The organism is Leeuwenhoekiella sp. CH_XMU1409-2 (genome assembly GCF_037029365.1).
GTDB lineage: Bacteria > Bacteroidota > Bacteroidia > Flavobacteriales > Flavobacteriaceae > Leeuwenhoekiella > Leeuwenhoekiella blandensis.
This window is the reverse complement of record NZ_JAYMEI010000012.1, coordinates 31,229-57,835: the sequence shown is the minus strand read 5'-3', so window position 1 is coordinate 57,835 and position 26,607 is coordinate 31,229. Positions and strand designations below refer to the sequence as shown.

15 protein-coding genes and 1 pseudogene are annotated in these 26,607 nt (G+C 37.0%); 10 read left to right on the top strand and 6 right to left on the bottom strand.

All coding sequences use genetic code 11. The annotated features are described in order from the left end of the window. The first annotated feature begins 41 nt into the window (after positions 1 to 41). Positions 42 to 4,406 carry an RHS repeat-associated core domain-containing protein gene (locus WA338_RS13140; protein ID WP_336093667.1) on the top strand — a complete coding sequence of 1,455 codons (4,365 nt, stop codon included), beginning with the start codon at positions 42 to 44 and terminating at the stop codon, positions 4,404 to 4,406. 477 nt (positions 4,407 to 4,883) lie between these two features. On the opposite strand, the pseudogene WA338_RS13135 reads toward WA338_RS13140, so the two are convergent. The 6 genes and pseudogenes from WA338_RS13135 to WA338_RS13110 form a co-directional block, all read right to left on the bottom strand. Next, a pseudogene (locus tag WA338_RS13135) lies at positions 4,884 to 5,528 on the bottom strand (IS3 family transposase); the annotation flags it as partial. A gap of 18 nt (positions 5,529 to 5,546) precedes the next feature. Further along, a complete protein-coding gene (gene pilO, locus WA338_RS13130) occupies positions 5,547 to 6,059 on the bottom strand; it encodes a type 4a pilus biogenesis protein PilO (protein ID WP_273016657.1) in 513 nt (170 codons plus the stop codon). Beyond that, entirely contained in the window at positions 6,059 to 7,168 is a 1,110-nt protein-coding gene (locus WA338_RS13125) for a hypothetical protein (protein ID WP_273016655.1), read from the bottom strand. Before WA338_RS13125 ends, pilO begins: the two co-directional genes overlap by 1 nt. Position 7,169: 1 nt before the next feature. Beyond that, positions 7,170 to 9,347: a type II secretion system protein GspD gene (locus tag WA338_RS13120; RefSeq protein ID WP_273016654.1), complete on the bottom strand. Its 2,178-nt coding sequence runs from the start codon at positions 9,345 to 9,347 to the stop codon at positions 7,170 to 7,172. Between the two features lie 8 nt (positions 9,348 to 9,355). Beyond that, entirely contained in the window at positions 9,356 to 10,768 is a 1,413-nt protein-coding gene (locus WA338_RS13115) for a GspE/PulE family protein (RefSeq protein ID WP_273016653.1), read from the bottom strand. A gap of 475 nt (positions 10,769 to 11,243) precedes the next feature. Continuing rightward, the gene (locus WA338_RS13110) at positions 11,244 to 11,657 is read right to left on the bottom strand and encodes a prepilin-type N-terminal cleavage/methylation domain-containing protein (protein WP_273016652.1); all 414 of its coding nucleotides are present in this window, start codon (positions 11,655 to 11,657) and stop codon (positions 11,244 to 11,246) included. 202 nt (positions 11,658 to 11,859) lie between these two features. Here WA338_RS13110 and WA338_RS13105 point away from each other — a divergent pair, with 202 nt between their 5' ends. The 9 genes from WA338_RS13105 to WA338_RS13065 all read left to right on the top strand — a co-directional run bounded on the left by WA338_RS13105 (position 11,860) and on the right by WA338_RS13065 (position 26,605). Beyond that, positions 11,860 to 13,530 carry a helix-turn-helix domain-containing protein gene (locus tag WA338_RS13105; RefSeq protein ID WP_273016651.1) on the top strand — a complete coding sequence of 557 codons (1,671 nt, stop codon included), beginning with the start codon at positions 11,860 to 11,862 and terminating at the stop codon, positions 13,528 to 13,530. Between the two features lie 681 nt (positions 13,531 to 14,211). Continuing rightward, on the top strand, positions 14,212 to 14,553 hold the full coding sequence (locus WA338_RS13100) for a single-stranded DNA-binding protein (protein ID WP_336093661.1): 342 nt from the start codon (positions 14,212 to 14,214) through the stop codon (positions 14,551 to 14,553). 73 nt (positions 14,554 to 14,626) lie between these two features. Continuing rightward, positions 14,627 to 15,007, top strand: coding sequence for a DUF6876 family protein (locus WA338_RS13095; protein WP_336093659.1), 381 nt, complete (start codon positions 14,627 to 14,629; stop codon positions 15,005 to 15,007). A 12-nt stretch (positions 15,008 to 15,019) separates the two neighbouring features. After that, positions 15,020 to 15,469 carry a JAB domain-containing protein gene (locus tag WA338_RS13090; RefSeq protein ID WP_336093657.1) on the top strand — a complete coding sequence of 150 codons (450 nt, stop codon included), beginning with the start codon at positions 15,020 to 15,022 and terminating at the stop codon, positions 15,467 to 15,469. A gap of 449 nt (positions 15,470 to 15,918) precedes the next feature. Then, positions 15,919 to 16,308, top strand: a complete 390-nt coding sequence (locus WA338_RS13085; RefSeq protein WP_336093656.1) for a BfmA/BtgA family mobilization protein — start codon at positions 15,919 to 15,921, stop codon at positions 16,306 to 16,308. 16 nt (positions 16,309 to 16,324) lie between these two features. Then, positions 16,325 to 17,356: a MobB family relaxase gene (mobB, locus tag WA338_RS13080; protein WP_273016023.1), complete on the top strand. Its 1,032-nt coding sequence runs from the start codon at positions 16,325 to 16,327 to the stop codon at positions 17,354 to 17,356. 4 nt (positions 17,357 to 17,360) lie between these two features. Beyond that, complete coding sequence (locus WA338_RS13075) at positions 17,361 to 18,947, top strand: type IV secretory system conjugative DNA transfer family protein (RefSeq protein WP_273016021.1); 1,587 nt, start codon at positions 17,361 to 17,363, stop codon at positions 18,945 to 18,947. A gap of 448 nt (positions 18,948 to 19,395) precedes the next feature. Beyond that, entirely contained in the window at positions 19,396 to 22,869 is a 3,474-nt protein-coding gene (locus tag WA338_RS13070) for a hypothetical protein (RefSeq protein ID WP_273016019.1), read from the top strand. A gap of 4 nt (positions 22,870 to 22,873) precedes the next feature. After that, a complete protein-coding gene (locus tag WA338_RS13065; RefSeq protein WP_273016017.1) occupies positions 22,874 to 26,605 on the top strand; it encodes a DUF6443 domain-containing protein in 3,732 nt (1,243 codons plus the stop codon). The last annotated feature ends 2 nt before the right edge of the window (positions 26,606 to 26,607 follow it).

Genomic DNA, 26,607 nt, shown 5'->3' with positions numbered 1-26,607 from the left:
ACAATAAATAGGTATTTATAAACTTTTTGAAAATAAAAATAATGAAGAACTTTTTTATAATTTTTATGTTGTTTGGGATTCATTTTGTTACTCAAGCTCAAGCCACAATTATTGACGATGACTGTCCAGAAAGTGAAAGGGTTAATTATTATAGAGATAATGATGGTGATGGCTGGGGTAGTGCTTTGTACATAGAAGGTTGTAGTACACCTCCACCCAATTTTGTTGCGCGAACCGGTGATTGCGATGATAACGATTCGTCAGTTTATCCAGGGGCTCAGGAGTTAGCAGATGGAAAGGATAATGACTGTAATGGAAGCGTTGATGATGGATTAGGAACCCCTCCGGCTGTTCCAAGTGCGCCATCCATTACCAATAATTGTGGTAATACAGTTTTGACAAGGGGAAATCCTCCTTCAGGGGTTACTTGGTTTTGGCAAAGTTTTTCCAGTGGCACTAGTACTTCATCTTCAGTAAAATCTATTACGCGTACCAATGGTACAGTTTATTATTTGAGGGCTCGAGATAATTCTTCTTTAACTTGGAGCTCTTCACGGACTATTAATTACACGGTTGATGATTTACCAGTATGGTACTCAGACTTTGATGGTGACGGCTATGGAGACCCCGATACAAGTATGGAGAGCTGTAGTCAACCCACAAATTATGTTGCTAATAACTCCGATAACTGTCCCAATATTGCTGGTGATAATTCAGGTTGCCCGACGACTGAAGCGAAGGAGGATAGAAATTGGCTTTTAACTAAAACCTATGACGCATTAGGGGAAGAAGAGGCTAAATCTAAAACATATTACAATTCATATGGGAAAGTGGAGCAGTCACAAGTTTGGGATAAAAAAACAGATTCAATTTGGGCTTCGGAGGTACGTTATGACTCCCAGGGTAGACCAAAATTAGCTACTATAAATGCACCTGTCAAAAGTGGAGATTTTCTATTTAACCCCGACTTCATAAAGCGTGAAGATGGAGCTACATTGTCTGCGTCAGATTATGATAATGATTCAAATACCTTGGTTAAGATAGGAGAACAATCAAATTCTCTGGGTTGGTATTATAGTGATCAAAATACGCGATCCAAGTATCAGGATGTTACGGATTATCCTTACGCCAAGACGATTTACAGCAAGCTTATTCCTGGTGAGATTCTCAAAACAATAGGTGGTAATAAAAAAGGCGGAGACTGGAAACAGGGCTACTCATTTACCATGCGTGCAGGACAGGAACTTACAAGTAGTGTTGCATTTGATGATCCTAAATACAATTCTTCCTACCTTATTTTTAAAACAATAGTTCGTGATGTTCATGGAAATGAGTCTGTGGTATTTGAAGATGCTGATGGTAAAACACTTGCAGCTGCACGAAGTGGCGGAAGTACTGTAAGAAGTTCACAAGTCAAAATAGGTGAACAAGGCTATGTAGATATACATATTCCAGCAGGTTTTAATGCAATCGGTTTTAGAATTGATAAACCTGCCGGCATGGACGTCTCTATCTATAATCTTATTAACGAAGAACTTGAAACATTTAATTCAGAAGGTCTTTCAAATGGTTTTTACCGAGTAGCGGTAACGAATCTGGATACGTATACGCCTAATACGGTTACGGTAACCTATAAAGAGAATTATTACGACTATAGTCTTAATGAATATGATAAAGCTGGTAGATTGACACATGCTTACCAGCCCTTAGGAAAACTAGAAAGTATATTTCAATATAACTCATTAGGTCAGTTGGAATATACCAGTAGCCCGGATGAAGGCGAGGCCTGGTTTAAATATCGCAAAGATGGCCAAATACGCTATTCTCAAAACAGTAAGCAGGCAGATCCTAACGCTGACAACAATCCAGCCGATGCCGAATTCTCCTACACCAATTACGATAGCAAGGGGCGGCCGGTAGAAAGTGGTGTAGTAAAGAGTACAGCCTTTACAAGCGCCAATCCTGATGGAAGCTTGCCATCAGGTACAAAATCTGAAGTACAAAGTACTGTTTATGACAAGCTCACTACCACTGACCTTAGCTTTTTGTCTGGTGTACACAGCAGTTATAGCAGTCCTGGATTTTTGGCAGGTAATGTGGCCAAAACCAGTAACGATAACAGCACCACCTATTACAGTTATGATGTATATGGGCGTGTGATCTGGATGGTTCAGAACATAGTTGGTTTGGGTAATAAGAGCATCGATTACAGTTACGATCCTGTGACCAGTGAAGTACTTCGGGTAGATTATCAGAAACATACTCACGGGGAACGCTTTATTCATAAATACACTTACAATACGGTGGGACAGTTAATAGAAGTGAGAACAGGAGCAAGTGATGCAGACTTGAAATTGCAAGCTAGTTATGAATATTATGAGACAGGAGCTTTAAAACGCAAAGAAATAGGTAATGGATTACAGGGAATGGATTATGTCTATACTCTGGAAGGTGCTTTAAAAAGCATCAACCACCCCGATCTTACAGCAACTAGAGACCCTGGAGGAGATGCTAATGACCTCTTTGGGATGACAGTTCATTATAATAGTGATGATTATTTGCGGACCAATACCCCAAAGCCAATAGATAACTCTGCTTTAGGAACGGACCAGTATAATGGAAACATAAAAGGGATTGAGTGGAAGACCCACGGGTTACCCAAAAGCAACTACTACTATGATTACAACCGTAACAACTGGCTTGAAGGTGCAGAATTTAACGTAGGTTTAGAAGGAGGAGGCGCTACTACTAACCTTATTTTAAATTCGCCAACTTCAGGAGATTATGTAGATACGAATAGCATAACACTTAAACCCGGTTTTGTAGCTGCTTCAGGAACTAATTTTAGTGCAAGCATAGGTACGGGGAGTAGTGATGCCTATCGTGTAGAAGATATTACCTACGACGCCAATGGAAACATTTTAACGCTCAAGCGGAATAGTGCAGCGGGGAAGATGGATAATCTAAGCTACAACTATAAGACTAACAAAAACCAGTTGGATTATGTAAATGATGCAGTAACAGGAAATACGGAAGCTAACGATATCAAAGACCAGAGTGCGGGTAATTATATGTACAATGCGATTGGTCAGCTCACCCACAATGCCCAGGATAATACTACTTATACTTACAACACTGCAGGTCGTGTAACCGAGGTGACCGATGGTAGCCAGTCTGTACGTTTTGCCTACGATGATAAAGGCCAACGGGTAAAGAAAGAAGTTTGGAACGGCAGTACATTGAGCTATACCAATTTTTACGTACGGGATGCCGCAGGTAGTGTTTTAGCTATATATACGGGTAATACATTAGAACACCCGGTTTATGGGACTTCGCGTATAGGCGTGGCCAAAAGAAACAGCCTAAACCAAACCAGTTTTGCAGATAACAACTATTTATACGAACTTACCGATCATTTGGGTAACGTACGTGCTGTAGCTCAAAGAAATGGATCACAAGCTATTGCCGTCGTTAAAACGGATTATTACCCTTTTGGGATGCCTTTACCGGGCAGGGACAATGACGGGAACCAATCCCAGTACCGCTATAAATACCAGGGACAGGAAAAAGACTCAGAGACCGGGAAAGAGGCTTTTGAGTTACGTCTTTGGGATGCCAGGATTGGAAGGTGGTTGACGACTGATCCCGCCGGGCAGTTCCACTCTCCTTATTTAGGGATGGGAAATAATCCAACTAATGCGATTGACCCTGATGGCGGCTTTGCTTGTGTAGATGCAAATGGAGTCTCGATTCCTTGTCCTGAAGGCTATGAACAATACAATGGACCTACACCTCAAACTGCATTTTTTGATAGAAATATGAAATTCATTGGAACAGGAGAACTTCTTTCAGAGATTAACTTAAATCACGGAAATGATGTCAATGGAAATTTGTCATTATCTGCTGGTATTTTAGGAAGCTTGAACGGCATGTTTAATGAAAGTGAATTATATAAATTTTATAATTCAGCACCTGAAGGTAGATTTGCAGTCAAATTTAATGGAGAAACAAAATATTGGAAAAACTCTTGGAATACGGGAAACAAATATGTATCTCCTGAATTTTTGGAGGCTAGTAAGAAATTATCTGATCAAATAAAATTGAATTCTAAAATCGCTGGTTATGCTAGTTTTACTGGAAATGTCGTTTCATACTATGGAGCGGCAGAAAATTTATATTACGGGGATTATGTTGGATTTGGATACGAAGCTAGTTCAACAACAACGTCTTTATTGTTAGCTACTACGGACAATGCATATGGATTAGCTTGGACTCTAGGATGGGAATTGGGACGAATGATTTCTACAACAGAAGTATATAATAGGACTATGTTTGGAGTGCACTCTAAAATCTATATTTCAAGAGGAATAGAAAACGGATATATAAAAAGTGTCTTAGAAAACTAAAGTGATGTATTTTTTTAAAGTATTATATTATAATCTGTATAATTGGAGTAAAAGAAACAATTCAACGCCAGAAATACCAGTTTTAGGATTCATTTCATTTTGTCAAACAAATAATATATTGACACTAATAAGTCTGATTTTAATTTTATTTAATTTAAATATAGACTTTAAAATACATACTTATTTTATAGGAATCCAAATTCTTACATATCTTTTGAACTTGTATTTTTTTGAAATAAGGAAAAAAGGAAGACTTATAATTCAAAATAATTCCTATAGCCTGGGTAATTATTTTTTTCTAATATATATGTATATAATATTATCTGTATTTTTCACAGGATTAAGTTTTTATTATTATAAGATGTTCTAATAATTATTCTATGAAAGCACTTGTTCACAGTATTGCTCCCGCGTGTTTTAACTTAAATTGAAATAAAAAGTAAAGGGATTGACCTCCTCCCTGACCTCCTCCCATATTTAGGTACTGGTCATAACTAGAGAATCTGGGCTATTTTCATTGACTTCAATGTACTCATTGGGTGACATGTCACCCAATGAACTGTGTGGTCTGAACCCGTTATAGTCTTCCCTCCAAATATCGAACTTTTCCTGAGCATCTTCCAAAGAGAAGAACCAATTTGTATTTAAACACTCATCCCTGAATGATCCATTGAAGCTTTCTATAAATGGATTATCAGTAGGTTTTCCGGGTCTTGAGAAGTCCAATTCCACTTTGTTTTCATAAGCCCATTTATCCAATACTTTACTGATAAATTCACTTCCATTATCTACTTTGATGCGTTGAGGATAAACTCTTGCATCATTAACTAAATTATCCATCACCCCAACAACATCACTTCCTTTAAGGGATTTTCCTGCATATATCGCTAAACATTTACGACTATAGTTATCTACTACAGTTAAGGCCCTGAAACGGCTTCCATCGTAGAGTTGATCTGTCACAAAATCCATACTCCAGCACTCATGTAAACTAGAGGCATTACCAAGAACAGGTTGTCTATGGGCTGCACACCGACTTCTTTTAGGTCTCTTAGATCTGAGGTTTAAACCTTCTTCGCAATACACTCTATAAACGCGTTTATGATTATGTAAGCTCCCCTTCAAACCGAAAACTTGATTTTAATTAAACACCTGAATCGTAAATTCCATTTCAAGGTGTGTATCCTTAGTACGATAGTCTGTTATTTTTTTAAAATGAACATTAGAGAACTGCCCTAGATTGTTTAAGCTTTCTAATTCATAGATTAACCCAAGCAAATCGTTAAAGGTGCCGGACAGTTGCAATTTATAACTTGAGATATTTAAGTCGTTTGATATTATAATATGCGGTGCATCTACTTTTAAAATTTTTAACGCATTGAGTTGTGCATATCGGTCTATTCGCTCCAAAAGCGTATTCTGCCACGAGGTTTCGCTAATTTGGTAGGTGTTTAATAATTGGTCAAAATGCTTGTTCTTTTGTTTTAAAGAACTCAGTTGTACCGGAAGATTTTGCGAAATAAGCTGCTGGGCTTTTAATTCTTGATATTCTTTTCGTAGCGCTAAGGTTTCTGAAAAGGCTAACCAGTAACACAGAACAATTACTAAAAGAAAACTAACGACAAGGATTTTATTTTTCGGAATGAGTTTCATTATTCTTTGATTTCAAGGTTAAGCCTAAAACCTGAGTTTTTACTGTCTTCCAATTTTTGAAAGTCTGAGATAGCTAAATTGGTTACAAAGACTAATTGCTCTAGATCTGAAATCCATTGGGACAATATGCGGGTTTCATTAGTCTTCCCTTGTATGACAATCGTATTTACTTCAAATTCGATTTCTTGATCTTCTTTAATCGCTTTGACCAAGGGTTGGTATTCAAGTTCGTCTAAACCTATTTCCTTAGGAAGCGTTTGAATAATTTGATCGATGTAATAGGAAGATTTAGAGCTGGAGGATTGCTGTACATCTTTAATAAGTTGTTCTTTTTTAGCGACTGTTTTTTGTAGTTGAAGTAATAGTTCTTTCTGGTTTGAATTCAAGGTGTTAAGTTCTCTTAATTCTTGAATTTCCGAAAAGTAGGAGTTAAAAAATAAAAAGTTCACTATAAGTGCAAAAAGGATGATTCCTACAGCTCCAGGTAAGCCGTATTTATACATACGCTCTTGATAGAACTGCTGCTGTTGTATTTGCTGAGCATGTTCAAAACCAATAGCACTAGATCTATTTTTACTAGCACTGGCATAGGTCGCTGTAAATGCGGAATAAAATGTAGGTTCAACTTCAATTTGAGCTTCTAATTGGGGCCTAAAACTTTCCCACAACATAGAGTTCAGACTCCACTGCGTAATATAAATTTTGTGCGCTTCTAACTTCTTGATTAGGGAGTCGATTACTTCTTGACGGCAGATAGCAAGCATTGCGTTTGATCCATCGTCCGAATAGCTTTCATAATAAAACTCTTCCGGCTTAACATTGGGAAAGCCTTGCTTAACTTGTTTATAAGGATCAGCGTGCTTTGCTACGCTCTTTTTTAGGACCTGACGGGTATTATACACCAGACAGACTTGAGCTCCTTTGGGTATGAATTTGGTGAGCTCCTCAAAATCCGCATAGCTATTTTTTGAAACAACCTCGATTGCATCATTTTTGATTTCAGAAATAACTAGGCGGTATTCTTGAGTTTGATCTACATCTGTTAACTCCAGGCCATAAAACAACCTCCCATCTTTTATTTGTCGTATCCAATTTTTAATTACAGACATCCTAATAAATAATAGTAGGTTTGATCAATACAGTCAGTTTTGCTCGGGTATCCCTACGAACCCGTTTGCTAAACAACCATTTTAAAATCGGGATTTTGGATAGAAAGGGAACTCCGGTACCTGTATCATCTTTTGATTTTTCTTCCAGACCACCAAGTACAATAATATCATTATTTCTGGCTTTGACCAGTGAAGTGAATTCTCTTGAATTAATGCCTGGAGGTGCACCTTCTGCAATACGTTCACCATTGAAGTTAGATTGAATTACTTTCATATCTAAGGTGACAATACCGTCTCCGGACACCATTGGGCGTACATCTAAGGAAAGCTCAGCGTCTATAGGTTGATAGTTGGTAATTTCTGAAGTGGCCGGATTTTGAGAACCAATAAAGGTCTGATTGGTTACCGCATAATAGCTGGTTTGTCCGTTGCTGAAATAGGCACGATGACCATTTAAAGTAGCAATTCTTGGAGAGGACTTTACCTTAAAGTTACCATTAGTTTCTTCTGCTTTGATTGCAGCAAAAAAGTTAGGCATCACCGTACCGATATTAAAAAAGCTCGAACCATCTATACGGCCTAAAATCTTATTTACCGTTTCAGCACCCAATTGCATATCCAAATCCGGGAATAGTTTTCCCTGGGTTTGGGTAGGTTCACTTCCCAATCCCCATTCAACTCCGGCTTCAAGCGTTGCATTTCTTGAGATTTCAAGAATCATAACCTCTATTAAAATCACGGGGACCGGCTTGTCGATATCTTCAACAAAGTCTTTGAAGCGTTTAACATTGCTGTTAGGACCACTCACCAAAAAACTATTCAGCTCTTTATCAACACGTATGTCTAACCCGTTTTTAACTTCCTCTGGAATGATTTCTAAAATTTCAGTGGTTCCGTTCTCTTGGCCAGAAGTATTTTGACGTTGATACTGGTTTTGATTTTGATTCGCATTATAGGAAGCATTATTGTTGTTATAATTGTTGTTATAGTTGGAGTTCCCGATACCTGAAAAGTTTTGATTAAATCCAACAGTACGTCCCACGCTTCTTCCCGTACGGATAGGATCATTCATCAGTTCAATAGAACGATGCATTAAAGGAACGATCTGCACAGAGCGAACCGAAAGTTGGTCCTTAGTGCCAAAGAAATAAACCCCGTCTATTTTTTTGTAAGAGAAACTACTGGAAGCTCTGGCACCTTGTTGATTTTGGGCTCCATTTGGATTGTTTGGGTTAAAATTACTTCTATTGGGATTGCTGTTTTCTTCTGAGCTTTCAAAGAGAATACGAAGCAATTCATCATAAGTGATCGCACTTGATTTTAAGCTAGCGGAGCCGGCTTCCTCTAGGGGTGAAGCTAAAAAATAATTTTTGTCAAGAGCATTACTGATGTCATAGATAACATTAGCAATCGGGGTGTTTTCAAAATCTACTTCTAGGCTTCCGGTAAGCGTGTCTAAAACCTGAAAATAAAAATTAGACGATCTCCTGCGTACGGGACGATTTTGTGGAGCTTGACTATTGGATGCCATCTCCGGGAGGTTTTTACTTTCAAAAACATAGAAGTTATCCCGTGTTTTAGATACTATCAAATTGTTTGAAAATGCCAATTTATCCAAGGCTGCATCAATGGGCATTTCTTGAATATAAACCGTCAAGGGCGTGTTTTCCAAACCAGGACTATACACTAAATTTTTTCCTGTAACTGAGGTTATTTTTTTAAATACATCATAGAGTAGGTCATTTTTTAGATCAACACTCAAGGATTCTCGGTTGGGATTGTAAGATACGGGAATAACACGTTGCTCAATGGGTGGTATTGGGGGCGTGTAGTTTTTAAAAGAAAGAATCGTACCCGTAAACTCAATAGTCAGTTGATATTCTTTACACAAGAACACGAGCACATCAATAACCGGTACATCTTTAAAATTATTAGCAACTGTGATTTGCTTCAGGTCAGGGCTTACATTGATATTTATATTATGAATTCTGGAAATAGCAACAAGCAGGTTGGGTAATGTGGTGTTTTGAAGATCAATATTAATTGTTTCTCGCAATCCCGGAACATCTACTTCTAAACTTTCCAGTTGGTAATGTAATTGTTCTATACGTGGGGTATATTCTTGAGATTTTACAAAAGTAGAGCACAATAAGAAAAGTATGAACAGGATTTTTTTCATAAAGTATATTAGTTTACTAATAAAGAAAACACTTCCTCGATAGACGTTATGCCTTCTTGAATTAGCCGCGAAGCGTGATCCTTTAGCTGAGGAATTTGTGCCTCCTTTAAATAGGCATCGATCTCTAATTCCTCGGCTTTAATAGCATTTTGTAATGGTTTGGTAATGGGGATGATTTCATACAGCGCCATCCTTCCTTTGTAACCAGTATGATGACAATTTTGACAGCCTTGTGGGGTATAGTGGTACTCCAGGTCTTTAGGAACAGTAAAATTCTTAGGAAAAAGTTCTTTAGAAATTAAAGCCTTTTCTTTACAACTATTACAAAGTTTACGTACAAGACGTTGGGCAACACTTATATTAAGAGTGCTGGCAATCAAAAATGGGGGTACGCCCATATCAATTAATCTTGAAATGGTAGCCCAAGCGGAGTTGGTGTGAATAGTTGACAAAACTAAATGTCCCGTTAATGCTGCGCGGATTGCCATGTTCGCAGTTTTTACATCACGAATCTCTCCAACCATGATAACATCTGGATCTTGACGTAAAAAGGTACGCATTGCACTAGGGAAATCCAACCCTATGTCTTCTCGTAACTGGACTTGGTTGATTCCTTCAAGTGTATATTCAATCGGATCTTCAATGGTAAGTATCTTAGTTGTTGACTCATTCAATAATTTTAAGGTCGCATATAAAGTCGTTGTTTTACCAGAACCCGTAGGCCCTGAAATCAGTACAATACCATTTGGATTTTTTATAGCCTCTTTATAGGTAGAAAGTTCGTTCTTGGTAAATCCAAGATCTGAGAGGTTTATTGTACTCGTGTCTTTACTGAGGATGCGAAGAACAATACTTTCACCATGCAAGGTTCTTAAAGTTGAAACTCGTATATCAAATTCGTTAGTGCCAATACTCATGGTGATTCTCCCATCTTGAGGAAGCCTATTTTGAGAAATATCTAAAGACGCACTGTTTTTTATTTTATTTACAATAATTGGATACTCATCTATGGGGATAAAAAATTGTTCTTTTAATTTTCCATCTAATCGATATCGAACTCTACATTGTTCTTCATACGGTTCAAAATGAACATCACTACTTCCAATAGCTTTTGCGGTCATCAAAATCTTATCTAAAAAATCCTGAGAGTAACTGATAGCTTCAGCATCCTTTTGATCAGAGATTCGATAATGAAGACTTAAAAGTTTATCGATTTGATCAGACGCGTGAAGTTTTAGCGATACATTCAGGTTCAAAATTACCTGGAGCTCATTCTGAAGTGACTCAAGATCTTGATTGTCTGTCAAAAAGTAAAAAACCTCATTTACTTTATCATAAGGAATAACACGATATGCATAGGCATCTTCAGGTGCTATAATTTGTTGCAACGCGACTGGTATTTCAATAGAACGTTCTGTCATATAAGATAAAGATCTGGTGCGCAACCCAACCAATCTAATACAAGTATAACACTGAAAAATAAAGAAATATTTCCAGCTAATGGAATGGTGGTGTGGGTACTTCTATTTTTCAGAGTTATATATAACAGAATGCTAAACAATATGGAGCAAACAAACAGTACTAGAAAAGTTGCAGGGCTAAAGGAAAATGAGATAGCCACGAATAAAAGCAAATCTCCTAATCCAAATGTTTCAAAAAAAGCCCTTTTTAAAATTGCTCGCGCGTAAACAAAAAGAGTAAGAAGCATTAAGGCAATAAGCGTTAAATTGATTCCCGAATTTACTACAAACTGAAAGGTGCCCGCTTTTTCGAGGTGTAGTGTACTATAAAGTATACCTACAATAGGAAATAAAAACCAATACACCAATCGATTTCTGTAATCTTGAAAGAAGATAGTTATTAATGTAAAAAGCAATAAGATTTTAAAGATGATAATCAATCTTTTACAAGTTGTTTAGGGTTTCCATTTTCATCAATTTCCCATTCATTCATAATACCGTCACGATCAAAGTCGGTAATGGCCGTAGCTTTCACTTTGAATTGATTGTTTGTGGAGTTTACAATTTCATACACATAATTGGAAGTTCCATTTTCCTTAACGGTTGCGGGTGCTTCAAAATCTAATGAATTAAAGTCCTCGGCATATGTTGAATTCAAATAGAAATATTGCGTTTGTAAATTATATAAGTACTTAAGCTGTATTTGAGCTTCCATACTCTTAGCTTTTGAAATTAGCGGAAGTAACTTTGGTAGGGCTAACAACAGCAATATTCCAATAATTGCCAATGTGAAAAGCATTTCATTTAAGTTAAAAGCTTTGACTTTGGTTTTTAAATACAGATTGCGCATAATAAGAAATATTTAGAACAAATATAGGGGGGCTTTGTCCCAATTTATAATTTTACTTATCGAGATTCATAAATTAAGAGCAAGAGTCAAAGTAGAATTAACATTCGGTTTAAGGAAATTTAAGATTTCACTTGTATTATTGTAAATAATTGTTAAATAATAATCCTACCCCCTAAATAGGATTTTAGTTCCAAATCCTACTATGTTAAAAAATTACTTTGTTGTTTGCTTCCTTCTGTTAGGCGTTAGAATTTTCAGCGCACAAGAATCCAAGCAATTTGATCATTTTTCAGATCAAGAACTTATAGATATTTATGGTTCAAATGGAGATGAATTTGACTTAAAATTGATATCGAAAGCATATTTAGCTCGTGCCAAAACCCAAAATGATACCGTAAAAATAGCTCGCGGTTATGATTTACTGTCTCGTCTTTATGACATGAAAACGAACTTGACTTATGCCGATTCCGTCATATCTGTTAGTAAAAATTTAAAGGGAAATTCTAGCTATCCGGCAATTGGCTATTTATTGAAAGCTGCTTACTCTTTCATACAAGATGATTTTAGGGGATCTTGGGATTATTACATCGAAGCTGAAAAATATATAGCTTCTGATGATATTGATAAGATTCTAACAATGCGTTTTGGTATCGCCGCAATAAAGGATCATTGGGGAATCCCTAATTTGGATTATTCTTTAAAGACTCTTGATATCATAGAAGCTCAGGAGGACTATGAATCACACTATGAGGCCGATTATTTCAATATGTTGCAGAACATGGCGTATCTATATCTAGAGGATTCAGAAGAGATTAAAGCATATTCTTATTTATTAAGGGCTAAAGAATTTATTCGTAACAAAGAAAATAAGTATCTGCAAACATTCAGCAATTTTGCTTTTGCTTATTATGAAACTAAAACCAAAAATTTTAGTAAAGTAGAAGATTTTTTAAATGCTGTCGATACAAGTTTTCTCGATAATGGTGAATTAGCAATATACAATAGTCTGAAAGGGGATTTACATATGGCTTTCAATGAAAAGCAATTGGCCTATGAATATTATGTAAAGGTAGATTCATTATATACCCACGAAGACATATTGAATTTGAGTTTACCGAATGTATATCAAAATTTGATTGAACTTTCGATGGAGTATGAATTAGAAGATGAACAATTAGACTTTAGTCATAAGTTTTTAGAGATTAACGAGGAGATTAATTATAATGTCAAATACTTTAATTCAAAAATATACTCTGATAATCTTATTGGAAATTCTGAAATTAATCAACAGCCGAATACTGCTGAAAGCGGTTGGAAATTATATTTTTTTATTGCATTTGTAGGCCTATTGACTTTTGTAATTTACAAGAGAGAGTTATTTTTTGGGGTATTATCTATGACCTATGTTCAGGCTTTTGTTACTCATAGTGTGCTGGACAAAAAACAGGAGAAAAAGGAAATAGTAACAAATCCCAATAATAATAACCTTGATGTTGAGATCAAAAAGCCCCAAGCTTTAAATATTTCTCCTGAAGTGGTTGAATATATTTTGACTGAATTGAATTCATTTGAAGAGCAAAAGTTATACATAAACTATGGAAGACTAAAAGAGGTTGCAGACCTTATTCATACCAATTCTAGCTACCTGTCTAAAGTAGTAAACTTCTATAAAGAAAAGAGTTTTACCAACTATATTCATGAACTGCGAATTAGGGAGTCAGCCTATCAATTGAAAAGTAATCCCACATTACAGTCGTATACCATAGATGCAATATCTCGCGAATTTGGATATAACAACTCAGAATCCTTCTCAAAAGCTTTTAAGAGGTATTTAGGTAAATATCCCTCTCAATACATAAAGGATGTAGCATAATTACCTCTATTACTAAATCGAGGAAGTTTATTTAAAGAGTAATCATACTTGAAATTTAAAAAGGGTTGAACCACGTGTTATTTATATGGCTCAACCCTTTTTTATTGGCGCCGCCAAAGAGGTTGATACTCAGAGGCTTGCCTCGAAATTAAAAATTCGTTTCCATCCAATGCCTCATGGGCCTGCCTTTATCGGCAGATAGACTTGCACTGAGGAGGTTTATCTAATAATAAATGAAACTAACCCCAAAATCGGATGTAGGTGCATATCTGAACATTTAATTCCCCTTCTCAAGTTTTAAACCTTCCCTCGTTAGCTTTTTGAATTCCCTTAAGCAGCATCGCTGTACTTCTCTTTTTTTGAAAGCAAAATACCAATAGTTTGAAGTTAGACGGACAGCATAACCGCTCGTGCCTCGCTTTTATATGTCCTTACTAATTCAAACTCTTGAAAACGTATCAGCAACAAAAAAAGGGAACAGCGATAGGCACTAATGGAAGTAAATCAAAAAGAAATCTTATGAAATCAGTTCAAAACATACAAAAAGAAGCGGAATCAAAAACCTTAAAAACAAAAAAGGGAAACGCTCAGGATAACATAAGTAAATCATTTTTTAAAGGTATAAAAGCAAACTGTCCAAAGGGTTTGGGCAGCATTTTTAATCATCTAAATTTTAGAGTTATGAGTACACTAAGAAATCAAGTTCAATTAATCGGAAACGTAGGGCAAGAGCCTACACTAACAACCCTAGAAAGCGGTAAAAAAGTAGTGCGCTTTTCATTGGCAACCAATGAGTTTTACAAAAATGCTAAAGGTGAAAAAACACAGGATACCCAGTGGCACACCATTGTGGCGTGGGGCAAAACGGCCGAGCTTATTGAGAATTATGCACCCAAGGGCAAAGAACTGGCATTAACCGGAAAACTGAAATCCAGAAGCTATACCGATAGTGCAGGGCTTAAGCGCTATGTAACTGAAGTAGAAGCTTCAGAGATTGTACTACTGGGCACTAAACCCGAGTAAATCAAATTAAAAAAGAGGGCGTCTATTCCCTAGATAGTTGCCCTCTCATTATTCACTTTAAACTTTGATTAAAATGAATTTTAAAAGTAAACAATTAATCGAGCAGCTACAAGGGTTTTGTGGGAGTACAACTTATTATAAAATACCCCTTGTAAAAGCACGATATACCGAGGGGATAAAATACCTCGCAGAACAAGCCCAATGTCACTGGCTAGTTACGGACACCGCAGTAGTGTGTAAAAGCCTTAAAAACAAGAGCAACTTTATTGTGATTCTTTTTAAACGCAATCCTACCAGCGTACAAGAGCGGACTCATAAAGAGGCGAAAATCACCTATGCTGATGGCAACGGAACCATTCTATTGGAAGAGGAATACGAGTACACCGACTTTCCTTTGAATGAATTACGGATGTTTTATACAGACGATATGCTGATGCTCCCTAATGAATATTAAATCCTAGAAACTATGGATACACGTATCAATGAAATAAGTCTTAGTTATAGACCAAAACGCAAGGCGGAGCATTGGCCACAAATTAGCTCTTCTTCACTGGCTGCCCACGTGATTTATCAGAACTGGGACCAAAACACTATTGCCGTTTATGAATCCTTTAAAATCGTATTGCTTAATAATAGCAATAAAGTAAAAGGTATTTATCAGATATCTGCAGGGGGAATCACAGGCACCTTAGTGGATCTTAGATTGCTTTTCGCAGTAGCCTTAAAATCTTTATCCGTAGCACTAATCTTAGTGCACAACCACCCGAGTGGAACCTTAAGACCTAGTGAAGCCGATAAGCAGCTGACCCGTAAGATAAAAGCAGGTGCCGACTTTTTAGACATCAAAATTTTAGATCATATCATCATCAATCCCAAAGGAGACTACTACAGTTTTGCTGATGAAGGGATTTTGTAAAACAGCTAACCGTATCAAAGGCCTCTTACTATTTAGAGGTCTTTTTTTATGCGAACCCACCATTTTTTTGCAAAATAAACTATCTTTAAAGGGCTGGATCACAGCAACTAAATTATGTAGGTATATCCTTTTTTTGACTTTCGCTGATAACCTACCTATACCATTTTACATACCTGGAAATATTTCCTCGACGCAAGCAATGGACCATTTTAATGCAATCAAAAATGGAATCCGTTGGTTTGAAATTTTGTTCGCCTGGGGCGAACGAAAAGGAAAAGCAAGAGGGTAACCCGCTACGCGAGGTTACAAATCAGTCCTATACTACGCTAACCCCAATGAAAATAGGAGGTAAGCGTGATTTTTAAGAGGCATATTCTAAAGGTCAACCGGGTATTTTTAATGGAAAAATGCAGTGACCCCAATAAACACTACAAAAAATTCACGGAAAAATGGATAAAGGATATGAAAAAGAGCGGTTTGTCAACTTGAGCATCAAGGAATCTGTAGCACGAGATTTTCGAGTCTTCAGTAAAAAGTTATCCAGATCGCAGTCGATGGCCTTACGAGAAATGCTTGATTTTTTTCAAGTCAATGAACTCTCGCCAAACGAACGCTTAGGACCCTCAGGAAGAACTATGGAGGCCAACCTTAAAAAGCGTATTAATGCGGTTATTGCCATTATACGCGATATCGAAAAGACCCAAACTAAACCTACCAACGCCATGCTGCAGTCCCTTTTTGAATTGGAGCCGCAAAAGGAAAAGCCCCTGATCGTAGAAAAGAAATATGCTCAAGAGTCTGAGCAACCTCGGTTTCGAGAAAAACAAAAAGAAGATTAACCTAAAAACGATTCCTATGTACATCAGCATATCACCCCAAAAACAAGGCGGCAATTACCAGAAAAGTTCAGGTAGGTTTGTAGCTTATCTGGAAAAGGAAAATGAAGAAGGCATCAATATACAACACGAGTATTTTTTTAATCAGAACCAAGAGCATATCACTCCGGAACATGTGGTTCAAGCAATTGATCAAAACACTGCCAAACTGAAAGCTAAAGAGCCCAAATTTTATTCTATAACCATCAGTCCTTCACAGCGCGAACTCGGTCAACTTCAAAACAACAGCAAGGATCTTAAGGCGTTTACGCGTGTCGTGATGAAGGACTATGTAACCTGTTTCAATCGAGAGCTTGATGGGCGTCCAATCGCCATTAAAGACATATTGTATTTTGCTAAAGTAGAACATCAGCGTACCTATAAAGGTACAGATATACAAGTTCGAGAGAATCAGCCTTATGCTACAAAAATTCTTAAGCTCCATTCGGAAATTCGTAAAATTAGGCAGGGGAGTGCCCAGGGAAGAATTCAAGATCTAGCTAGGGAAATTGCACGTTTTGAACAACAAGCTCCACATCAGCAACAGGGCAAGCGTATCGTTCAAGGTATGCCTAAAGCCGGAAATCAAAGTCATATTCATATTATAGTGAGTAGAAAAGATGCATCCAATACCATCAGCCTTTCTCCAGGAAGTAAATACAAAGCTTCTCAAACTAAAATTAATGGAAGACTCATAAAACGTGGTTTTGACAGGGATGCATTTTATTCCAAAGCTGAAAAATCTTTTGACAGGCTGTTTTCCTATCAACGAAACTATGCAGAATCCTATAAAGCGCGAAAAACCTTTATTAAAAATACCAACGCCTATTTTGCTGCCCTGCTGAAATTACCGGCTAATGAAAAGGCATTGGCATTTAAGCTTATGTCGAAATCGGGTCTGCCTAAGGTCTCCGGCATACCTGTTTCTCAAGCGCAACTAGCATTGCGAATATTTAAGCGGCTTAGACGTGGGGCTGAAGTAGCCATTAAATCAAGTTCCATCGGAATCTAAGACTATGGAATTCGATCAACTACAGTCGTTCCTTTATTTTGGTATGGGTACTTGCCTTTGCTTTGTAGTGTTATTCAAGCTTACCAAATATGCTTTTAGCATTAATGCTGTGCTGGTGCTTGCCCTACTGTACTATCTATCCTCCGAGGTGCCGTGGGTTGATTTGGTTATGTACTTAAGCTGTCCTTTGATGCTGATCAATACTGCACTATATGTTTATTTAGATGCTTCTGAAAATCCCCATAAAATAGCACCGCGTTATACCGTGACCTTCAAAACGAATCAAGGTAAACTTCAATTGCATAATGTTAAACGGGGCGTTTCAATTATTGGAGCTGCAGGTAGTGGTAAAACCGAAAGTGTAGTATATGGATTTTTACAGCATTTCCAAAAAGAAGAGTTCTGTGGGGTGATTCACGATTATAAAAATTTTGAACTTACAGAAATGGCTTATCCGCTGTTTAAAAATGGATCCATTCCATTCAAAATAATCGCTTTCGACAGGATATTTCATAAGGTTAATCCGATTGCTCCGCGCTATTTGGAAAATGAGGAAAGTGTGAACGAAGTGGCCAAAGTGCTTATTGAAAATCTACTGGAACAGCGAGAAAGCGGCGTAAGTGGAACTACTAAGTTTTTTAATGATGCTGCGGAAGGTTTGATCGGTGGGCTCATCTGGAAACTCAAGACGGATTATCCTAACTTATGCACCCTACCGCATCTGATCGCAGTGTATCAATATTTAGATACCGAGAGTCTTATAGGATTTCTAAAAACCAATACAACCTCAAGAGCAATGGCTGATGCCTTTATCAGTGGGAAAGATTCGGAGCGGCAGACAGCAGGTGTCAAGAGCACTTTGGCCAATGCGCTTAAACGCATCAGTACCCAAAGCATTTTTATGGTATTGTCTGAAGATGAAGTACCGCTTAATATTAATAGCCCATCAAATCCCTGTTTGCTATCCGTAGTAAATAATCCAAAATACGAGGCTGCCTATGCACCGGTTATCGCCACGATCATACATACGATAACCAAACAAATGAGTGTGCGCGGACAACGCCCTTCCTTTTTAATGATGGAAGAAGCGCCAACCATTCGCTTATTAAATATGCATCGAATCCCGGCCACTTTACGCAGTTATGATATTGCTACCCTCTATGTGATGCAGGATAAGATCCAAAATGATATGATGTACGGAGATAAAGCGAGTAGAGCCATACTTAGTAACCTCTCCTACCAGTTTTTTGGCAAAGTCAATGACCCCGATACCGCCAAGTACTATGAGCGCTTTTTTGAAATCATAAAAAATCCTACCAAAAGTATCAGTAAGGCCGCTAATCTTTTTAAATCAGACACCCGAATAACCAAAGGGGAACGGGAAGTCTCTAAACGAAGAGCAGAAATTTTCTTTAAACTTAAACCGGGAGAGTTTATCAGTTTTGCGGATGGTAAAGACAAGAAGGTGAAATTTTACTTACCTGAAATTATTCGCGGGCTTCCTGAACATTCCCAAATGTATTCTACTGAAGATCTCAAAGCAAATTTTGAGCGAGTTTATATTGAAACCAGAGCCATTTTTCAAGAGTAAATATTTATTGGTACCGCAAAAGGGGGGTAATACTCCGAGGCTTGCCTCGAAATTGAAAATTCGTTTGCAAGAAGCAATGCCTCAAGGGTGTGCCCTTAGGTGGTTTAGTATAAGCGATAAAATAGTCCTAATACTTTAACTGTAGACTTTTAAACAGGGTTTGTGGATATCTTAAATCCTTGCTGGATGAGCTTCCAAGTTCATAGTTTTTCAAACCTAGTAGTCTAGAATTGACTATGCAAGATCTAATTTTATTATTGTAGGATATTTTTAATAGATAGCCTGAATTTTTTATTTCTTTTTATATACAACTACTCTAGAATCATAAATTTTTTATGATTCTAGAGTAACTTCATTTGTTTTATCAAGAAATAACGCGTCATTTTAAATGAACAAAAGCACTGTTATATACTGCTTTACATACTGAGGTTCATTTATAAATATGCATATGAAAAATCAATTACTTTCATTTAGATTTCTAATCCTTACCGCATTACTTGGTTCTACGCTAACTTTTGGACAGAGTTATAATTTTGAAGAAGAATTTAGACGTATCGTAGAAATTCCTAAATCTCCTGAAGCAGAAGCTTTCGAGCAATATGGTAATACTCCTGTAGATCTTTATTCAGGTAGACCATCAGTTTCAGTACCTATTTACACTGTTGATGGTAAAGAAATTGACCTTCCTATATCCTTATCCTATGACGCTTCCGGCGTTAGGGTAAGACAAGTAGCAACTGGTGCTGGGCTTAGTTGGAACCTTAACGTTGGCGGTAGAATTAGTAGAATTACAAACGGTCTGGTTGATGATTACTTTTCTATTTCTAATAAACCCTACAAAGCTGTACCAGATCACGCTCCGATTTCTAATCCAGAATATCAGACCAGCGCGACACTAGCCGAAAAAATTCAGGAATTTCTTAATCCTCCCTCTACATTTCCAAGCTTGCAGGCAGGAATAGACTACTTCAAATTCCTCAAAGCTATTGGAGATAACTATTTGGATACTCAAGTGGATTACTACAGCTTTAATGCGCTAGGTCTAAGTGATACTTTTGTTTATGATATGAACTCTCAAGAATTCATTGCTTTAGATAACCCAAGAATCAAGGTAACGGCGCATAGAGATACCAGCAATTCAATTACTGGATGGACTATTATAGCAGATGATGGCACTAAATTTTATTTTAATGCTGCAGAACCTTCAAAAACTATGGCGGCCGATAATGGTCCAGGAGCGGTAGTTCAAGAATATAATTCTTCTTGGGCGCTCACTAAGATAGAATCACCAAACAAAATGGATACTTATGATTTTATCTATACAGCACCTACAGCTTATGTCAAAAATCAACCTGATATCATTGCATCATCAATTTCCAATGAGCTCAACCACTCTAACCCAGAGACTGCTACCAACTTAACTACCTTTTTAACTGAAGTACTGGTAAAACCAAAAACATTGACCAGTATTAAGCATAATAATACCACAGTATTGACCGTAACGCATAAATCTAGAAGTGATTTCGGAGCTTCTTCAGCTATTGATAAAATTGATCTTAAAAAGCCAGATGGATCACTATTAAAAAGATATGCTTTTTTCCATTCGTATTTTGGAAATACAGGCTCTTCCAATAATTTTCATAAACGCTTAAAACTGGACAGTATTCAAATTAAATCGGGATCCAACAGAAAATCTTCCTATCAGTTTGAATACTTCTCTCCATCCAGTGTCCCACCACTTAGTTCTTCCTCCGTAGATTATATAGGACTTTATAACGGCAAAAATAACGGGATGTATTTATACCCAGAAGTTAGTATTGATGGCTATGATTTTGATGGTGCCGACCGTTCATCGAGTTTCAATCACGCCGTAATAGGGACATTATCTAAAATGGTGTATCCCACCGGAGGATATTCCATCTTTGAGTTTGAACCCAATAAAACGACCTATACCGTGAATGATATTAATTCAAGTACGGAAGACATCGCGTATGGTTATTTGTCACTTACTGGTGGAACTGTAAGTTCGTCTTCTTGCGGGGCTTGTTGCATTGATCAATATGGGAATGCACCTAAGATGAGTAGTGTTCTTTTTACCATAGAAGAAGCCGGGTTGTATAAAGTTGATTTCTCGGAAGACTTTGGTAGTAATGGTGAAGCTTATATTTTCAAGAGGTCAGATCAATTGAGACCTCAGGCTTCGCACCTTTCTTATGATCAAGTTATAGATCAATTGACCTGTAATGAATTGGTTGATATGTTCTGGTCAAGTAATTATAGTATTGGAGAAGAAGAAACCTATTTTGAAGTAGGGACCTATCAAATCACATTGGCCAAAGGAGTTAATTATCAAACTCCCAATAATATTAGTCTTTATATACATCGAGAAGAAATAACAACGACTAACAATGTCGGTACAGGGGAAGTTGAGCGTGCAGGATTTCGAATAAAAAATATTAAAAATTATAGTGCCAACAATGAGTTAGAAACGCAAAAACAGTACATCTACAAAACGGAGATAAACGGAGCTAATTCTTCAGGAGTAATTTTATTTAAACCAACGTATTTCACAAATCATGTCTATACCATGTGGTCTCCGGAAGATAATTCCCAAACTCAGGTTTCAATGGGGGTGAATACGCGCACACAGATGCGTCGTGGAGATTCTTGGTCAGGAGGAGACCGACCTCATGTGGCATATAAAAACGTTTTTGAAAAGCAAATATCAGCGACTGAAAATAATGGTTATATAAACCATAAATTCAGTGCAGAAGGGCATGTTGGAGTGTGGTCCTCTGGAGTGAGTCCAAACGCAAATTTATATGCAAAATATGCAACTAGTGGTAAGCAAACAGGAACACGTCATTTTTCAGCGACAGACTCTGTGGGAACAGAAGGAACCCTCTATCAAGATAAAATTCATTACGGAGCCTCTACCATTTACTTAACTAATAATCCATCTCACAATTACAATTTTATTAGAATTTACGATCCAGGAAATGGACAATATGTTTATGAATATGTTGAAGCTGAAATAAGTGGCTTTTTTGGACCTTATGCACCTGGAACTGCAGTTAATCCAGGTAAACCATCTATTTGTAATGATCCCAATAGTACTTGTTTACAACTCCAGTATTCTACTTTTGAAACGCGCCAAACCTATGCTCAAGGAAGAGTGGGGTCACCTTACCTCCAAACATCCCTGCAATATTACAATGGTCAAGCATTTAAAAAACAAACGCTTTACGATTATGATCCAGCTATAGATTATTTGATGCGTAGCTCAAAAACAACTACAAGTATCGGAGATACGCTTACCACTATATACAAATATCCTAAGGATTATAATACAACAGTCTATAATGATATGGTTGATCAAAATAGACTTAATACAGTTATAAAAACCGAATTGGAAAATGATGATGGAAGCACATTAGCTACCAAGGAAACTACTTTTAAGGAATGGTATACCAATATTTTTAAACCAGAATATATTAAGACCTCAAAAGGATCATCAACACCTTTAAATAGAATTCAAATTCACAGCTATTATCCTTCAGGAAATCCTAAAGAGGTGAGTATGAGTGAGGGATCAAAAACTACTTATTTATGGGGATACAGTGATAAATACCCTATTGCTAAGATTCAAAACGCTTCTTATGCTCAAGTGTTATCTGCTTTAGGGGGGTCCTTTAATGCGGGTAGCGGTGGGCTTACTTCGACCCAAAATAATAATCTAAGAACTATTTCCGGAGCCTTGGTGACTACCTATGCGTACACTCCGTTGGTAGGAACAACAACGGTTACAGACCCAAGAGGTATTGCAACCAATTACATCTATGATGAGTTTAATAGGCTTAAGAACATCAAAGATGACGACTTAAAACTTATTGAAGAATACCTCTATAATTATAAATACTGATATTATGAAAAGTAAAATTCTAATACCTTGTTACCTCCTTCTTCTTTTTCCTTTTATCAGTTGGAGTCAAATAGGACATACTGCTTATATTTTTGATAATTTAGGAAATAACTTATCCACTGCTCAAACATATTGTCAGTCGAATTTTCCGGGAAATACATCAATATATTCAGTACCTAATGAAGTATTAATTGAAGTAGGTAAAATCTATGAATATACAGATGGCTCTAATACAGTATTTTATGCAGTGGTAGGAATAAAATCTACCAGTCCAAAATTTGGGACTCCAATTTTAGGAGGCGACTGGACTTTTCCGGATGTATGTAGTTCAGTTTCCGCTCCAGCGCCAGTGCTTTATCAAGCCCCTAGCCTCAGCAATGAAAACTACGTGTTTACCAGAACTTACCATAAAGAAAAAGGCTCGGCCGTAACAACAAGTGATTCTGCTAAAACAGTAATAGAATCAGTATCCTATTTTGACGGGCTGGGAAGGGCTAAACAGCAAGTAGCTATTGGAGCCAGCCCAGATGGGAGTGATCTAGTTACTCACATCGATTATGATGATTATGGAAGAGCAGCTAAAGAATGGCTTCCTTTTAAAGAAACGGGAACGCGAGGTTCGTATAGATCATCAAATATAGAGCAGGATACCAAGGACTTTTATGATATGATGTTTCCTGATGACTTTGGAAGCACCATCAACCCATATAGCGAAAAACAGTTTGAAGCGTCTCCTTTAAGCCGAGTCGATAAACAAGCCAAACCTGGTGAAGATTGGAAACTCGGGGGAGGACACGAGATTGAATTTGCTCGTGGAGTAAATACTACTAATGAAGTTCGCTTATTTACCGTAAGCCTTTCTGGTGATTATAGCCCAAGTTTATCTATGAATGGCTATTATCAACCCGCTGAGCTTTATAAGTCTACTACCCGGGATGAGAATCATACGGGGTCATCGAATAATTATACCACTGAAGAATTTACAGATAAGCAAGGACGGGTGGTGCTAAAAAGAACCCATAATAATGGAGATCACGATACCTATTATGTGTATGATGATTATGGTAACCTGACCTATGTAATACCTCCATTGGCAATTGAGGATGGTTCGGTATCCAGTTCAGATCTTAAAGAACTATGCTACCAATATAAATATGATAATCGCAATAGACTTATTGCTAAAAAACTGCCGGGTAAAGGAGCTAGCTCTACCGACTGGGAAGAGATTGTATATACTAAACTCGATCAACCGGCAATGACAAGAGACCCTAATTTAAAAACACAAAGCAAGTGGTTATTTACCAAGTATGACGCTTTTGGTAGGGTTGCCTATACGGGAAAATGGTCAGGTACCTCCTCACATAGTTCTCTGCAAAATACTTTTGATGGAGCTAGTGTTCATATCGAACAGCGTCAGACCAGTGCAGCTACCTATTCAAGTGAAAATACACAAGTATATTATTCGAATAATGCCAAGCCGCAGAATATTAATGAGGTTTTGACCATCAATTATTATGATACCTATTTACCTTCAAATGCTCAAGGCTATATGGCTTTACCTACGAATAATACAAACAGTCTGGGGGATATTATAAATCCAAATGCTAAAGGGCTTCCTACGGTGACCCGTACTAAAATATTGGGACAATCAAATAAGTGGGTAACAACAACTACAGCTTACAATGATAAAGGTCAGGCAGTATGGGTTAAGACGTATAATGATTTATTACAAACCACTGATCTTGTCGAATATAATCTTGAATTTGATGGAAAAGTTCTCAAATCTAAAACTACTCATATACGGCCAGGTAATGACACCATCACTATGACCGATTTTTTCAAATACGATCATATGGGGAGGCAAATTGAGCATTCACAAGTTATAAATAATGAAAACCGAGAATTGATTGCAAAAAATAGCTATGATGCTCTCGGGCAGCTTGTATCTAAAAAAGTAGGAGGAACATATACCGGTAATGGTTTGCAAACTGTAGACTACACCTATAATGTAAGAGGATGGCTTAGGCAAATCAATGATCCTTCTTCTTTAGGTAGTGACCTGTTTGCCTTTGGGATAAGTTATAATGATACGGATCACGGAGCTTCAGCGCTATTTAATGGTAACATCAGCGAGACAGAATGGATCACGGCCAACGACAATACCAATAGGTATTATAAGTATACTTATGATGCACTAAATCGCCTTACAGAAGCAGACGGAGGATTTGGATATGATGTGAACAGTATCTCTTACGATAAAAACGGAAACCTTAAAACACTAAAAAGATATGAAGGTACTTCTACACTTATTGATAATTTGTCCTATAATTATCTAACTGGTTCCAATAAATTAAATAGTGTAGGAGATGCCAGTAACAATTCTAAAGGATTTAGAAATTGGAATACTTCTACGGATTATGCCTATGATGCTAATGGAAATATGACTAAGGATCTTAATAAAGGAATTAATACCAACGGGATCTCCTACAATCATTTAAATCTACCAGAATCTATTAATGTATCTTTAAATAGGGGGGATGGTACAGGAACTTTTAGTTATATTTATGATGCTACAGGTATTAAGATTAGAAAAACGGTGCAAAACGTAACTACAGACTACGATGGTAACTTTATCTACAAAGGTGGAGCATTACAATATATCTTTACCCCAGAAGGCTATATCGAACCTAGCGGACTAGGTTTTGACTACATTTATCAATATAAAGACCACTTAGGCAACGTTAGATTATCCTATAAAAACACAGGAACTGCTTCAAGCCCCAATTTAAGTATTGAAGATGAAAATAATTATTATCCTTTTGGATTGGAACACGAGGGGTATAATGATGGTGTTAGTGGAACAGAGAATCAGTACAAGTATAATAGTAAAGAAAAAGAAGAATTATTAGGCCTGAACTCTTATGATTATGGAGCTCGAAATTATGACCCGACAATTGGAAGATGGATGAGCATTGATCCGTTATCTGAAATATATCATACAGACTCCCCTTATGCATATGTTTTAAATAATCCAATTAATTTTATTGATCCAGATGGACGGCAAGTTATAGGAGTTACTGAGGATGATGCGGAAAAGGTACACGAAGATTTAAATTCTGTTTTTGCTGGTGAAAAGTTTTCAGCTCTAAGGGCTTTGTTTACAAGAGGTAAAAAGAATAAGAGTAAAACATTTGATAAAATAGATGGTGATGCATTAAAAGATGCTTTGGTCGGATTAGAGGGGGATGACTTGGCCTTAGCAGAGACTGTGGCAGGTGCTATTAATTCTGATGCGAAGCATAAAGTTGAGTATGCTTCGATAGATGGTGAAGTATCAAAAGAAGGTACTTCATCTGTAAAAGAACATATGAACAATGTTCAAGCGGGATTTGGAAATGCAATGTTTACTTCTGAAAATGCAAAGGCTACCTTAATAGAGGCACTAGGAGGAGCAGGTTTTAATGTTCCAACAGAAGGAGGGTCGCATTCAATCATAATTGAAGGGGAAAACGTAAAACAATCTGGAGGTAATAGGGCTGTAACTAGTTTTCATGAAATTTTTGGTCATGGAATACCTAGTGCAAATAAATCAAGTGCAACTATTAATAATATTAATGCAATACGAACAGATAATTTAGTACGGCGTATTCTGAATATTAAAGATCAGAGAGATGGTTCTAATCATGCAGGAGGTAAAATTGAGAATCCAAGTGCATTACCTACTGTAAAAAATTAATT

Bases quoted from the DNA above. Each gene is read 5' to 3' on its own strand.
- mobB (WP_273016023.1), top strand. From the start codon at position 16,325: ATGTACATCAGCATATCACCCCAAAAACAAGGCGGCAATTACCAGAAA.
- WA338_RS13120 (WP_273016654.1), bottom strand. From the start codon at position 9,347: ATGAAAAAAATCCTGTTCATACTTTTCTTATTGTGCTCTACTTTTGTA.
- WA338_RS13100 (WP_336093661.1), top strand. From the start codon at position 14,212: ATGAGTACACTAAGAAATCAAGTTCAATTAATCGGAAACGTAGGGCAA.
- WA338_RS13065 (WP_273016017.1), top strand. From the start codon at position 22,874: ATGAAAAGTAAAATTCTAATACCTTGTTACCTCCTTCTTCTTTTTCCT.
- WA338_RS13140 (WP_336093667.1), top strand. From the start codon at position 42: ATGAAGAACTTTTTTATAATTTTTATGTTGTTTGGGATTCATTTTGTT.
- WA338_RS13070 (WP_273016019.1), top strand. From the start codon at position 19,396: ATGAAAAATCAATTACTTTCATTTAGATTTCTAATCCTTACCGCATTA.
- WA338_RS13105 (WP_273016651.1), top strand. From the start codon at position 11,860: ATGTTAAAAAATTACTTTGTTGTTTGCTTCCTTCTGTTAGGCGTTAGA.
- WA338_RS13075 (WP_273016021.1), top strand. From the start codon at position 17,361: ATGGAATTCGATCAACTACAGTCGTTCCTTTATTTTGGTATGGGTACT.
- WA338_RS13115 (WP_273016653.1), bottom strand. From the start codon at position 10,768: ATGACAGAACGTTCTATTGAAATACCAGTCGCGTTGCAACAAATTATA.
- WA338_RS13125 (WP_273016655.1), bottom strand. From the start codon at position 7,168: ATGTCTGTAATTAAAAATTGGATACGACAAATAAAAGATGGGAGGTTG.
- WA338_RS13090 (WP_336093657.1), top strand. From the start codon at position 15,020: ATGGATACACGTATCAATGAAATAAGTCTTAGTTATAGACCAAAACGC.
- WA338_RS13110 (WP_273016652.1), bottom strand. From the start codon at position 11,657: ATGCGCAATCTGTATTTAAAAACCAAAGTCAAAGCTTTTAACTTAAAT.
- WA338_RS13085 (WP_336093656.1), top strand. From the start codon at position 15,919: ATGGATAAAGGATATGAAAAAGAGCGGTTTGTCAACTTGAGCATCAAG.
- WA338_RS13095 (WP_336093659.1), top strand. From the start codon at position 14,627: ATGAATTTTAAAAGTAAACAATTAATCGAGCAGCTACAAGGGTTTTGT.
- pilO (WP_273016657.1), bottom strand. From the start codon at position 6,059: ATGAAACTCATTCCGAAAAATAAAATCCTTGTCGTTAGTTTTCTTTTA.